The organism is Micromonospora sp. WMMD736 (genome assembly GCF_049179015.1).
In the GTDB taxonomy this organism is placed as follows: domain Bacteria; phylum Actinomycetota; class Actinomycetes; order Mycobacteriales; family Micromonosporaceae; genus Micromonospora.
Window position 1 is genome coordinate 4471186 of sequence record NZ_JBMHMI010000001.1, and the last position, 13234, is coordinate 4484419.

Sequence of the window (13234 nt, forward strand, 5' to 3'; positions counted from 1 at the left end):
CGCTGTCCCGGACGCTCGCCACGAGCGGTTACCGTTCGTGGCGGACGAAAGATTAGCACGGCGGTCCCGGTCCTTCCGAACGGGTCGGGAGCAGGCGGCCGAGCGGCGTGTGAGCTGCGCGCGCGCCGGCCGGATACCATCATGTCCTCGGGACCCGAGGAGGAGCCGGTGAGCGTGCTGCAACGCTTCGAGAAGCGTCTGGAAGGCCTGGTCGAAGGGGCCTTCGCCAAGGTCTTCAAAGGGGTGGTCCACCCCGTGGAGATCCTCAACGCCATGCAGCGGGAGGCCGAGGCGCACAAGGCGATCCTGGCCGGTGGGCGCACGTTGGTGCCCAACCGCTACGTGATCGATCTCTCGCCGTTCGACCACAGTCGTCTGGCGCCGTACGCCGCCGCACTGGCCCAGGAGCTGGCCCAGTCGCAGGCGGAGTTCATCGGCGAGCAGGCCTGGACGGTCTACGGCGATGTGATCGTGGAGATCGAGCGGGGCGAGGGCCTGGACACGGGCATGTTCCGCGTCACCGCCGAGGTCTACACCGGCGGCGAGGTCGCCCCGGTGTCGGCGCCCGGCTACGACGCCGGTCCGCCCGCCTACCCCGCGTACGACCAGGGAGGCGGCTACGGCCCGCCGCCCGGGCACGGCGGCGGTCGCAACGTGCGGCTGGTCTCCGGTGACGGGCGTACCTACCCCCTCCAGATGGGGTCGACGGTGATCGGTCGTGGGGACCAGGCGAACCTGCGCCTGCCCGACGTCGGTATCTCCCGGCGACACGCCCGACTGGATTTCGACGGCGGCCAGGTTGTGCTGACCGATCTGGGTTCCACCAACGGCACCATGGTCAACGGGCAGCGGGTCTCCGCCGTCGCGCTGAACCCCGGTGACATGGTCCAGCTCGGCACCACGACGCTGACCTTCCGCGTGGACGGCTGAGCCGCCTTGCCGGCACTGGTCATCACCGTTGCCCGGTTCGGGTTCCTGATCCTGCTGTGGATCTTCGTGTTCACGGTGGTCGGCGTGATCCGCCGAGATCTCTTCGCGGGAGCCCGGTCCGGTCGCCTGGTGGCGGCACCACGCGCGGTTGGCGCCTCGACGGGGCAGGCGGCCAAACCGGCGAAGGTGAAGCGGGGTAGGGCGGCCCACCAGCTGGTGGTCACCGCCGGTCAACTGGCCGGTACCCGGATCACCCTGGGCGAAGCGCAGATCACCATCGGTCGGGCCGAGGACTCCACCCTGGTCATCACCGACGACTACGCCTCCGCGCGGCACGCGAGACTCGTACCGCGCGAGGGCCAGTGGTTCGTCGAGGATCTCGGCTCGACTAACGGCACGTACCTCGATCGCGCTAAGGTCACCGGACCAACCCCCGTACCCCTCGGCGTGCCGATCCGGATCGGCCGCACTTCCCTCGAATTACGGCCATGACTCTGACCCTGCGCTATGCGGCCCACAGCGACCGCGGTCTGATCCGTGACGGCAATCAAGACTCCGTCTACGCCGGGCCGCGGCTACTCGCCGTTGCCGACGGCATGGGCGGCATGGCCGCCGGTGACGTCGCCAGCAACATCGTCATCGGTGCCATGGCACCGCTCGACGAGGATGTCCCCGGGGACGCCCTCGTCGACGCGCTGCGTTCGGCCGTGGGCACCGCCAACCAACAGCTCCGCGACACGGTGGACGCCAACCCGCAGTTGGAGGGGATGGGCACCACACTGACGGCGACCCTCTTCTCCGGCAGCAAGCTGGGGATGGTCCACATCGGTGACTCGCGGGCCTATCTGCTGCGCAACGGCGAGTTCTCGCAGATCACCAAGGACGACACATACGTCCAGATGCTCGTCGACGAGGGCCGGATCAGCGCCGAGGAGGCCAGCAGCCACCCGCAGCGGTCGCTGCTGACCCGCGCGCTGGACGGCCGGGACATCGACCCGGAGTACTCGGTGCGCCAGGTGCTCCCCGGTGACCGCTACCTGATCTGTAGCGACGGCCTCTCGGGTGTGGTGAGTGCCGAGACCATCGGCGAGACCCTGCGCGAGTACACCGATCCGCAGCAGTGCGTCGAACGGCTGGTGCAGCTCGCGCTGCGCGGCGGCGGCCCGGACAACATCACGGTGATCATCGCCGATGCCACCGACCACGACATCGTCGAGGCGACCCCGATCGTCGGCGGCGCCGCCGCCCGGGACCGGGGCATGGCCACCTCCGCCGACGACTCCACCCCGGCCGCCCGGGCCTCGGCGCTCTCCGCGCCGCGCCCCGCCGCGCCGGAGGAGCCCGCCGCCGCGGACGACGAGCCGGAGCCGCGCAAGCGCCGGCCGGTACGCGCCACCGCCATGGCCGTGGCCCTGCTGGTGATCCTCGGCGGCGGACTCTTCGCCGGCTGGACGTACACCCAGCGCCAGTACTACGTGGGCGCCACCGAGGAGGGCCAGGTCGCCGTCTTCCGTGGCATCCAGGGGCAGATCGCCGGGATGGACCTGTCCACCGTGCACCGCACCAGCGGCACCCGGTTGGACGACCTCACCGTCGCCGCCCAGGACACGGTCAAGGTGGGCATCCGCGCCAAGAGCGAGCCGGACGCCGAGCGGCAGCTCGCGGAGCTGACCAGCGACACGCCGACCAATCCGAACCTGAAGCCGCTCTGCCCGCCCGACACGGGCGCGGTGACCGGCTCACCGACGCCCCCTCCTTCCCCGACTCCGCCCGCGACGACCCCGACCCCGGCCACCAGCCCGAGCGCGTCGGTGAACGGGGTCCTCAGCGCGAGCCCGACCACGGCGGCCACCACGGGCGGGACCGATCCGACCACCGCACCCGACGCCACGCCCTCCGACTCGGCACCGCCGGCGCTCGACCCGGCCACCTGCCGGTCTCCCGAGTGAGCGTCGACTGAGATCCCAAGGACTCCATCCGTGACCGTAGCGGCCACACCGGCATCCTCGCCCGCCACCACGGGCGGGGAGTCCGGCGTACGCCTGGCCCGGTCCCGGCGCAACGCCGAGCTGTCCCTGCTGCTGCTGGCCATGGTGCTGGTGGCCGCGTACATGGCGACCGTCGAGGCGAACCTCCTGGACACGGTCACTCCGGACTTCTGGATGCCCGCCGCCGCGCTCGGCGCGGTCTTCCTCGGCCTGCACCTGGTCATCCGGTTCCTCGCCCCGTTCGCCGATCCGGCTCTGCTGCCGGCGGTGGCCCTGCTCAACGGTCTCGGCGTGGGCTTCCTGCGCCGGATCGACCTGGGTGAGGCCGCCCCGGTGGACCGGGAGGACCTGGCCACCTTCGCCGGCATCGGCGGCCGGCAGCTCGCCTGGACGCTCGCCTCGGTGATCCTCGCAGCGGCCCTCCTCGCGATCATGCGCGATCACCGTTCGGTGTCCCGGTACGCGTACACCCTGGGGCTCGCCGGCATCGTGCTGGTGATGCTCCCGGCGGTGCTGCCGCGCAGCATGTCCGAGATCAACGGCGCCAAGCTGTGGATCCGGCTCGGCGGGTTCTCGATCCAGCCGGGTGAGTTCGCCAAGCTGGCGCTGCTGGTCTTCTTCGCGTACTACCTGGTGCGCAAGCGCGAGGTGCTCTCGTTGGCCAGCCGACGGTTCCTCGGTATCGACTTCCCGCGCGGTCGGGACCTCGGTCCGGTGGTCGTGGTCTGGTTGATCAGCCTCCTGGTGCTGGTCTTCGAGAAGGACCTCGGCACCTCGCTGCTGTACTTCGGCATGTTCGTGGTGACCCTCTACATCGCCACCGAACGGGTCAGTTGGCTGCTGATCGGTCTGCTCCTCTTCTTCGGTGGCGCCTACCTCGCGTACGTCCTCGGTTCGACGGTCGGCGGGCCGTTCGCCAACTTCTACGTGCGCGCCGAGATCTGGCTGGACCCGTTCGCCGACCCGACCGACAAGGGCTATCAGCTCGTCCAGGGCCTGCTCGCCCTCGGCACCGGTGGACTCTTCGGCGCGGGACCGGGTGGCGGTCAGCCGGACATCCTGCCCGAGGTGCAGAACGACTTCATCTTCGCCGGCATCGGCGAGGAGATCGGCCTCTTCGGTCTCTCCGCGCTGCTGGTGGTCTACCTGCTGATCGTGGAGCGGGGTCTGCGCGCTGCGCTGGCGGTCCGTGACTCGTTCGGCAAGCTGCTCGCGGGCGGTCTCGCCTTCACCCTGGGCCTCCAGGTCTTCGTGATCGTCGGCGGTATCAGCAAGCTGATCCCGTTGACCGGCCAGACCACGCCGTTCCTGTCCGCCGGTGGTTCGTCGCTGATGGCGAACTGGCTGCTCATCGCGGTCCTGTTGCGGGTCTCCGACGGGGCCCGGCGGCCGGTGACCGGTGGCGCCGCCAAGGCGGCCCGGCCGTCGGGTGGTCCGCCCGAGCAGTTGCACGGTGCTCCCACGGAGGTGATCAAGCCGTGAACGCACCCCTGCGTCGTGTCGGTGTCGTCGTCATGGTCCTGTTCGGTCTGCTCTTCGCGAACCTGAACTGGATCCAGGCGTACAAGGCCGACGAGTACCGCACCAGTGACTACAACGGTCGGGTCCAGGTCGCCGACTACAAGCGCAAGCGGGGCAACATCGAGGCCGGCGGCACCGCGTTGGCCACCAGCAAGGAGACCACCGGCAAGCTGAAGTTCCAGCGCACCTACCCGGGCGGCGCCAAGTACGCCCACGTGCTCGGCTACAAGCCGGTCAACCTGGCCGACACCGGCATCGAGCAGGTGGAGAACGATTTCCTGGCCGGCACCAGCGACCAGTTGATCGGCGACCGTTTCAAGGACATGTTCACCGGCGACGAGACCGCTGGCGGCAACGTGCTGCTCACGCTCTCGAAGCGGGCGCAGGACGTGGCGTACGACCAGATGCGCAACAACCAGGTGGATGCGAAGAGGGGCGCGGCGATCGCCATCGACCCGCGTACCGGTGCGGTGCAGGCGCTGGTGTCGATGCCCAGCTTCGACCCGAACCCGCTGGTCAGTCACGACACGACCGCGGCGGCTGCCGAGATCAACAAGCTGGAGCAGGACCCGGACGGTCCGCTGAAGAACCGTGCCCTCTCCGAGACGCTGCCCCCGGGCTCCACCTTCAAGATCGTGGTTGCCGCGGCGGCGTTGGAGAACGGCGTGACCAAGTCGACCCCGATCCCGGCCGGGTCCAGCTACACGCCGCCCACCTCGGGCAGTCCGATCCGGAACGCCGTCCCGTCGATCTGCCCCGAGGCGCAGGTCACCCTCCAGGAGGCGGTCACCGAATCCTGCAACACGGGCTTCGCGCAGCTCGGCGTGCGGCTCGGCGCGGACAAGGTCAAGGAGAAGGCCCGCCAGTTCGGCTTCGAGCAGGACGACCTCACCGTCGGCCAGCTCGGCGAGGGCGGCCTGCGCACGGCGGCCAGCCGGACCGGCGACATGCAGAACCCGGACGGCAGCACCGACCCGGCCGCGCTGGCCCAGTCCTCGATCGGTCAGAACAACGTCCGGATGACCCCGTTGCAGGGTGCGATGATCGCCGGGGCGGTCGCCAACGGCGGCAGCCAGATGCGGCCGTACCTGGTCCGGCAGCTCCTCGCCCCGGACCGGACCACCAGCTACTACACCGCGAAGGCCCGCGAGCTGCGCCAGCCCGTCGAGCCGCAGGTCGCCTCCGACCTGCGCGACATGATGGTCAGCGTGGTCCAGAAGGGCACCGGCCAGAAGGCGGCGATCAGCGGCTACACGGTCGGCGGCAAGACGGGTACGGCGCAGTCCGCGCCGGACCGCCCCGACCACGGCTGGTTCATCGGCTTCGCACTGGACAAGAACGGCAACCCGGTCTCGACCGTGTGCGTCGTCCTGGAACAGGCCGGCAGCGGCGGCAGCTCCGAGGCGGCGCGGATCGGTGGCCAGATCATGCGGGCCGCCATCGCCGACCCGGGGGGCCGCTGACATGCTCAGCCCCGGCGTCCAGCTCGGCAACCGCTACCGTCTCGACGAGCGGATCGCCAGCGGCGGCATGGGCGACGTCTGGCGCGGCACCGACCAGGTGCTCGGCCGGACGGTCGCGGTGAAGAGCCTGCTCCCCGCGCTGCTCGACGACCCGGACTTCGCGGAGCGGTTCCGGGGCGAGGCCCGGACGATGGCCACCATCAACCACCCCGGGGTCGTCGACGTCTACGACTTCGGTAACGACCAGCAGATCGCGTTCCTGGTCATGGAGTACGTCGAGGGCGATGCACTGTCGTCCACGCTGAGCCGGGTCGGCCGCCTCACTCCGGCCCGGACGATGGCGCTCGTCGCGCAGGCCGCGGACGCGCTGCACGCCGCGCACTCCAAGGGCATCGTGCACCGCGACGTGAAGCCGGGCAACCTGCTGGTCCGGCCGAACGGCACGCTCGTGCTGACCGACTTCGGTATCGCCCGCTCGGACATCGTCGGCCAGCTCACCGCCGCCGGCTCGGTGCTCGGTACCGCCTCGTACATCTCGCCGGAGCAGGCCACCGGGCAGGTGGCCACCCCGGCGTCCGACGTGTACGCGCTCGGCGTGGTCGCCTACCAGTGCCTCGCCGGCCGGCGACCGTTCGAGGGGGACAACCCGCTCGACATCGCCATGCGGCACGTCCGGGAGACGCCCCGCCCGCTGCCCAACGACATTCCGCCGCAGGTCCGGGCGGTCGTCGAGCGGGCGCTGGCCAAGGACCCGGCCGCCCGCTGGCCGAGCGCCGCCGCCCTCGCCTCGGTCGCCCGGCAGCTCAAGGCCGCGCTGTCCCAGCAGGCCCGGGCCGGCGGTCACGCCGCGCCGATCTCCGGGGCGCCGTCCTCGCCCGCCGCGCCCGGCCGGGCGCAGGTGCCGCAGGCGCAGCAGTTCCGCCCGCCGAACGCGCCGCACCGGCAGCCGCCAGTCGGGCAGCGACCGACCGCGATGGCGCCGGCCCAGCAACCCCGCCCGACAGCGGTCGCGCCGGCCGTACCGCACGCCCGGCCGCCGGTCGCCCAGGCCGGCTATCCGCGCGGCGCCGCGGCGGTGCCGCCGGCACAGACCCGGCAGGAACACCCACCGGCGTACGCCCGGCCGGCCGGTCCGACGGCCGAGCCGGGTCGGTCCCGGCCCGGGATGGTGCTCGTCGCCGTCCTGCTGGCCTTACTGGTCCTGCTCTGCTCCGGCGTGATTTCCTACAAGCTGCGGAAGGCGTCGCAGACGGGTGCGTCCGGGGCGACGACTGCACAGACCGTGACGTCCGGCGCGCTGCGGCTCGACGGACGCGACGATGCGACCCGGACGTCGTACCGTCGTGAGGTACGACTCCGGCCGGGTGACGGCGGGACGACGACGAGCGAAGGACGACAGACGCGATGACAGCGCAGGCCCGCCTGCTCGGTGGCAGGTACCAGGTCGGCGAGCTGCTCGGCTACGGCGGCATGGCCGAGGTGCACCGCGGTCGCGACCTCCGGCTCGGTCGGGACGTCGCGATCAAGATGCTCCGTACCGACCTCGCCCGGGACGCGACATTCCAGATGCGCTTCCGTCGGGAGGCGCAGAACGCCGCGTCGCTCAACCACCCGGCGATCGTCGCGGTCTATGACACCGGCGAGGAGACCGCCCCGACCGGCGAGACGCTGCCCTTCATCGTCATGGAGTTCGTCAACGGACGGACGTTGAAGGAGGTCCTCGGCGTCGAGGGCCGGTTGCAGCCCCGCCGTGCGCTGGAGATCTGCGCCGACATGTGCGCGGCGTTGGAGTTCAGCCACCGGCACGGGATCATCCACCGGGACATCAAGCCGGGCAACGTCATGCTCACCCAGACCGGTCAGGTCAAGGTGATGGACTTCGGCATCGCCCGGGCGCTGGCCAGCGGTGCGACCACCATGACGCAGACCAGCGCGGTCATCGGCACCGCCCAGTACCTCTCTCCGGAGCAGGCGCGCGGTGAGGCCGTGGACGCCCGCTCCGACGTGTACGCGGCCGGCTGCGTCCTCTTCGAGCTGGTCTGTGGTCACCCGCCGTTCGTGGGCGACAGCCCGGTCAGCGTCGCGTACCAGCACGTACGGGAGACTCCGCCGACTCCGAGCGACATCAACCCGGACGTCACTCCGGCGGTCGACGCGATCGTGCTCAAGGCGCTGTCGAAGAACCCGCTGAACCGCTACCAGAGTGCCGGCGAGATGCGCGCCGACCTGCTGCGTGCCGCCGCCGGGCGACCGGTGCTGGCCACTCCGGTGCTGCGCGAGGCGGAGACGGTGGCGATGGCCCCGGCCGGCGGCGGTGCTGCCGGCTACCCGCCCGCCACCGGGGCGCAGACCCGGCAGATTCCGGCGCGGGTCGGCGATCCGCGCCAGCGCAAGGCGTCCTCCTGGCTGATCGCCCTGTTCAGCGCGGTCGGTGTGCTGGCGGTGATCGCCCTGGTCGCTGCGCTGCTCTGGAGTCAGCAGCAGGACAAGGACCTGAAGTCCGTGCCGACCCTTGCCGGCAAGACCCGCGACGCGGCGGTCACCGAGATCCGCAACGCGGGCTTCAACCCGGTGGTCGGCGACCCGATCCTGGCCAACGACTGCACCAAGGGCACCGTCGCCAAGCAGGATCCGGCGGCGGGCGCCCGGCTGAAGCCGTCGAGCACGGTGACCGTCCAGATCTGCGACGGCAAGCCCGATGTCAAGATCCCCATTGGGCTGGTCAACTCGCAGCTTGAGAACGTGAAGGACCAGCTCGAGGCGCTGGGTCTGGTCGTGAAGGAGAAGCCGGTCGACAACCCGGCGCAGAAGGGCATCGTCGTCAAGGTCAGCCCACCCTCGGGGAGCACCGTCCCGCAGGACAGCGAGGTGACCGTCGAGGTCTCACGCGGCAACGTCAGCAAGGTGCCCAACGTCGTCAACTCCACCAAGGACGACGCCGCCGCCGAACTCCGCGCGGCGGGGTACGAGGTCTCGTTCCGTGACGGCGACGAGGTGCCGCCCGCCGAGGCCGGCCGGGTCCAGAAGCAGAACCCGAAGGGCGGCACCGAGCTGGCCCAGGGCAAGACCGTGACCATCGAGATCGGTATCCCGCAGGAGGTCGAGGAGACGCCCAGCCCGCCCGTGACCCCGACGCCGACGCCGAGCGGCTCGACCACGCCCGGCAACGGTGGTGGCACCGGTCAGCCGATCATCCCGCCGTTCCGGGTGGACGGGGAGTAGCCGTCCGCATCCGGGTGCCCGTCGACGACCGCCCTTCGGTGGGCGGCTGGCGACGGCGGCTGCGACGTGCGGCGGTCCTCGGCGTGGTCCTGGTGGCGCTGAGCAGCGTCCCGTGGCTGTGGACGACGCTCGGCGCGCGCGGGCACACCCACGACGAGGCGGGGGCACCCGCCGCCGACGTCGTGATCGTCCTGGGCACTGCCGTGGCGGCCGACGGAGAGCAACCGGGCGAGCGGCTCGCCGGCCGTCTGGAGACCGCCGCCGAGCTGGTACGTACCGGACGGGGGCGTGCGGTGTTGGTGTCCGGCGACGGGGAGGGCACCTCCGGCGACGAGCCGACGGCGATGACCGCGTACCTGACCGAGCGGCTCGGCGTCGACCCGGCACGGGTGGTGGCAGACCCGTTCGGCCTGGACACGTACGACAGTTGCGTCCGCGCCCGGGACGTGTACGGCGTCGAGCGGGCGCTGATCGTGACGCAGTCCTACCACCTGTCCCGGGCGGTGACGCTCTGCCGGCACCTCGGCCTCGACGTCGACGGGGTGGCCGCCCGCTGCGACGGGTGCGGTTCCGTCATGCTCGCCGGCAAGGCGGTCCGGGACTACCTGGCCAGCGGCAAGGCGGCCTGGGACGCGTTCCGGGAGCGGCCACCCGCGGTCCGGTCACCCGCGAACCCGGCCGTGCGGGACGCGCTCAGCGGCTGACCCTAGGAGGTGGCGAAGGCGGCGAGCCGCCGGGCGTCCACCTCGGCGGCCAGCGCGGGCGCGCGCTCCAACGCCTCGGTGTGACCACAGCTCGCCAGCCAGTTGGCGAGCATCAGGTGGCCGCCCTCGGTGAGCACCGACTCCGGGTGGAACTGCACACCCTCGATGGGCAGCGTCCGGTGCCGCATCGCCATCACCACGCCGGAACCGGTCCAGCCGGTGACCTCAAGCTCGTCGGGCAGCGTCTCGGGCAGGACGGCCAGCGAGTGGTACCGGGTGGCGGTGAACGGGTCGGGCAGGCCGGCGAGGACGCCGACGGATTGGTGCCGTACCTCGGAGGTCTTGCCGTGCAGCAGCTCGGGAGCCCGGGTGACGGTCGCGCCGAACGCCTCCCCGATGGCCTGGTGGCCGAGGCAGACGCCGAAGATCGGCAGCTCGCCCGCGTACTCCCGGATGACGTCCAGGCAGATGCCCGCACGGTCCGGGCTGCCCGGGCCGGGTGAGAGCAGGACGCCCGCCGCGCCCAGCCGCCCGACCTCGGCGACGTCGATCTCGTCGTTGCGGCGCACGTCGCAGTCGACGCCGAGCTGGCCCAGGTACTGCACCAGGTTGAAGACGAACGAGTCGTAGTTGTCGATCACCAGGACGCGCATCGTCACCTGCTCGTGGAGGACGGTTCGGGGTTGTTCCGTTCCGTGTCGTACGGCAGGTCGTGTTCGTCGCCGGCCGGAGTCTCCTCGGTCACGGCACCGCCGTCGTTCGGCTCGCCGGGCACGCCGGAATCCTCCTGGGTGACCTGGACGTCGTCGAAGGGCAGCAGGGGCTCGGCCCACGGGAAGGCCACGTACCAGAGCAGGGCCACCGTGGCGGCCGCGAGCAGCACCGAACCGACGAGCTTGCCGGCGAGGCCGAACGGGAGCTTGCGCCAGATGAACGCGTACATCGCTTCAGCCCCCGAGCTCGGTCGGGCGACCCGCCGACTTGGGTTGGGTCCGGTCCAACTCCGCATGGACGATCAGGCGCTGGTAGTTGTCCCACTTGGGGTTGCAGGTGGTGAGGGTGAGCATCCGCTTGGTCGGCTTCTTGTTCGGCTCGCCGGGCACGGGTGCCACCACCTCGACCTGCGTCGGCTTGACGATGCGGGTCTGTGCCACCCGGTAGACGTACCAGTCGTTCTTGCCCTCGACCACGATCGCGTCGCCGTCGTGCAACTCGTCCAGCCGCCAGAAGGTGGCCCGGTTCCGGTGGCCGGCGACGGAGAAGTTGCCGACCTGGCCGGGCAGCGCGCTGGTCGGGTAGTGGCCCGGCGCGTAGCGGATGTCGTCCTGGGTGACGCCCTCGACCACCACCCAGCTCTTGTCGAGCTTGGGGATGTAGAGGCCGGCGATCGGCTTGCCGCGCACCGGCGGCGACGGCTTGGCGCTCGGGCCCTTGGACGGTACGACCGTCGGGTCGTCGGTCGGGCCCCACTCCTGGGCGAGTTGGCTGCTGAGGTCGTTCTGGTGGGCGTCCACGACGGCGGACTTGCCCCACACCTCGTAGCCGGCGAAGAGGAGCACCACCAAACCGAAGGTGATCAGGACTTCGCCGGTGGCCCGGATGCCGGTCCGGAGTCGGGAGGCGACGGACGGGCGGGTCAGCTCCGAGTAGACGCTCTTGTAGCCCTCGCCGGTCTGGTGCGGCCGGAGTTGGACGACCCGCTCGCCCCGACGCGGTCGGGGCGGCTCGGCGGCGCTGTCGCCCTCGCCGGTCGCCCCCTCCGGCGCAGGCGTACGGGGAACCGCACCCATCAGCGCCGTCGTGTCGATGGACGGGGGCCGGGGTGTCGGCTTGCCGGTCAGGGTGGGGATGACCGCGGTGGCGTTCGGGTCGGCGGGGTGGCCGGGCGCGGCCGGGGAGACGGGTGCGCCCGGGGCGCTGGTGGGACGCGTGGACCCGGAGGTGACCTTCGGGATGACCGCGGTGGCGTTCGGGTCGGCGCTTGGTGGCGTGGGCGTGCTCGGCGGTGTGCTGGCGCTCGGCGGCGGCGCGCCGCCGGGGGGTGCCGAGGCCCAGGTCGGCGTCGCGGTCGCGCCGGGCGTCGAGCGGCCGGGGTCGCCGGCAGCGGCCGGGGTGCTCGGAGCGTTGCCGGGAGGGCCGGATTCGACGCGCGGTGCGGCGTTACCCGGCCAGCGCGGTGGCGCGGTGGGGGACGGGTGGTCGGGGGTGCCCTGCGGGTCGGGCCATCCGGCGCCCTGCGCCGCGAAGGTGGCGGGTGGGCTCGTCGGCCGTGAGCGACCGGGCAGCACCGGATCGGGCCAGTTACCGGTCGAGGGCCGGCCCGGCGTCGGCTCGGGGCGGGCCGGCGACGACTCGGGCCGACCGCCGATGGGCTCAGCGTGGCCCGGGGAGGACTCCGCCCGGGCCGCGGGCGGCTCGGAGCGACCCGGCTCGGGTCGGTTGACCTTGGGCAGGAAGGCCGTCGGCTCGTCGGCTTGGTCCCGGTGTCGGCCGTCGGGGCCGCTCACTTGGGCACCGTCGCCGAGCGCAGGGCGGTCGAGTCCTCGAAGGCCGGGACGGTCACCGTGGAGACGGACTCCTTGTAGCCGAGTTGGTAGTCGTCGACTGCGTCCTTGAACAACCGGACTCCCTCAGAGCTGGCGAGGGCCTGCTGGAGGGCAGCGGGATCGCCGATCGCTACGATCTTGAACGGTGGGGAGTACACCCGGCCATGTAGCAGCAGGGTGTTACCGACGCAGCGTACCGCGCTGGTTGCGAGCACGCGGACGTTCATGATTGACATGGCCTCCGCACCACCCGCCCAGAGCGCGTTGACCACCGCCTGCACGTCGCCCTGGTGCACGACCAGGTCGTCGTTGGTGGCGTCGGAGTGAGCCTCGTCGTTGTGCTGGGGCGCGTCGTTCAGCTCGACCGTGACGGCCGTGCCGGTGACGGGAGTGAAACCGGCCGCCGCGAGGCTGCGTTGGGCCCGGTTCTGCTGGGCCTTGATCGGGGCGTCCGAGTCGGCCAGCGTGTTGGTCCGTTGCTCGACCTCGTCGCGCAGGGTGGCGGCGCGACGCTCGCTCACCGTGACCTGCTGCTGCCGCTCCTCGATGAGCTGGTTGAGCTGGGGTCGCCGATCCTCCCGCAGGGCAGTGCCGCCGGCAGTGGTCGCGGTGGTGGTGAAGAGCAGTCCCGCCGCGGCGGCGATCAGGGGCACCCCGATCGACCAGCCCGGTCGCCGTTGGCGTGGCCGCCGGGGCAGCAGCCCGGCGACGGCCCGTCGGAGGACCTTCTGCCAGGAGGCGGCGCCGGATGTGTACTCCACCGAGCGTTCCTTCCGAGTGTCGGGGACCGGTTCGTGACGACTGGGCCGCGATGCGAACAGTCCCGCCTTTTTCGGTCACTCCATGTACCTGCCTGACCC

At 71.6% G+C, this 13234-nt stretch carries 12 protein-coding genes; 8 read left to right on the forward strand and 4 right to left on the reverse strand.

The window, feature by feature from the left end; translation table 11 throughout:
• Nucleotides 1-141: 141 nt before the first annotated feature.
• Genes ACN269_RS20095 through ACN269_RS20130 form a run of 8 tightly spaced genes read left to right on the forward strand, consistent with a single transcriptional unit; the run spans nt 142 to nt 9828 of the window.
• Complete coding sequence (locus tag ACN269_RS20095; RefSeq protein WP_007454122.1) at nt 142-930, forward strand: FhaA domain-containing protein; 789 nt, start codon at nt 142-144, stop codon at nt 928-930.
• A 6-nt stretch (nt 931-936) separates the two neighbouring features.
• Nucleotides 937-1422 (forward strand): FHA domain-containing protein FhaB/FipA, encoded by a 486-nt coding sequence (locus tag ACN269_RS20100; RefSeq protein ID WP_007454124.1) that lies wholly within the window; start codon nt 937-939, stop codon nt 1420-1422.
• The gene (locus ACN269_RS20105) at nt 1419-2879 is read left to right on the forward strand and encodes a PP2C family protein-serine/threonine phosphatase (RefSeq protein WP_421473865.1); all 1461 of its coding nucleotides are present in this window, start codon (nt 1419-1421) and stop codon (nt 2877-2879) included. Before ACN269_RS20100 ends, ACN269_RS20105 begins: the two co-directional genes overlap by 4 nt.
• 30 nt (nt 2880-2909) lie before the next feature.
• Nucleotides 2910-4400 carry an FtsW/RodA/SpoVE family cell cycle protein gene (locus ACN269_RS20110; RefSeq protein ID WP_421473866.1) on the forward strand — a complete coding sequence of 497 codons (1491 nt, stop codon included), beginning with the start codon at nt 2910-2912 and terminating at the stop codon, nt 4398-4400.
• On the forward strand, nt 4397-5902 hold the full coding sequence (locus tag ACN269_RS20115) for a peptidoglycan D,D-transpeptidase FtsI family protein (RefSeq protein ID WP_421473867.1): 1506 nt from the start codon (nt 4397-4399) through the stop codon (nt 5900-5902). Before ACN269_RS20110 ends, ACN269_RS20115 begins: the two co-directional genes overlap by 4 nt.
• A 1-nt stretch (nt 5903) precedes the next feature.
• Nucleotides 5904-7310, forward strand: a complete 1407-nt coding sequence (locus tag ACN269_RS20120) for a protein kinase domain-containing protein (protein WP_421473868.1) — start codon at nt 5904-5906, stop codon at nt 7308-7310.
• Nucleotides 7307-9124, forward strand: coding sequence for a Stk1 family PASTA domain-containing Ser/Thr kinase (gene pknB / locus ACN269_RS20125; RefSeq protein WP_421473869.1), 1818 nt, complete (start codon nt 7307-7309; stop codon nt 9122-9124). Before ACN269_RS20120 ends, pknB begins: the two co-directional genes overlap by 4 nt.
• Nucleotides 9125-9138: 14 nt before the next feature.
• Complete coding sequence (locus tag ACN269_RS20130; RefSeq protein WP_421473870.1) at nt 9139-9828, forward strand: SanA/YdcF family protein; 690 nt, start codon at nt 9139-9141, stop codon at nt 9826-9828.
• A 2-nt stretch (nt 9829-9830) separates the two neighbouring features.
• Here the strand turns inward: ACN269_RS20130 and ACN269_RS20135 are convergent, their stop codons facing one another.
• The 4 genes from ACN269_RS20135 to ACN269_RS20150 are packed head-to-tail and all read right to left on the reverse strand — an operon-like array spanning nt 9831 to nt 13135.
• On the reverse strand, nt 9831-10481 hold the full coding sequence (locus tag ACN269_RS20135; protein ID WP_421473871.1) for an aminodeoxychorismate/anthranilate synthase component II: 651 nt from the start codon (nt 10479-10481) through the stop codon (nt 9831-9833).
• Between the two features lie 2 nt (nt 10482-10483).
• Nucleotides 10484-10771: a hypothetical protein gene (locus ACN269_RS20140; RefSeq protein ID WP_421473872.1), complete on the reverse strand. Its 288-nt coding sequence runs from the start codon at nt 10769-10771 to the stop codon at nt 10484-10486.
• Nucleotides 10772-10775: 4 nt separating this feature from the next.
• Nucleotides 10776-12335, reverse strand: coding sequence for a class E sortase (locus tag ACN269_RS20145; RefSeq protein ID WP_421473873.1), 1560 nt, complete (start codon nt 12333-12335; stop codon nt 10776-10778).
• A complete protein-coding gene (locus tag ACN269_RS20150; protein WP_421473874.1) occupies nt 12332-13135 on the reverse strand; it encodes a DUF881 domain-containing protein in 804 nt (267 codons plus the stop codon). Before ACN269_RS20150 ends, ACN269_RS20145 begins: the two co-directional genes overlap by 4 nt.
• Between the last annotated feature and the right edge of the window lie 99 nt (nt 13136-13234).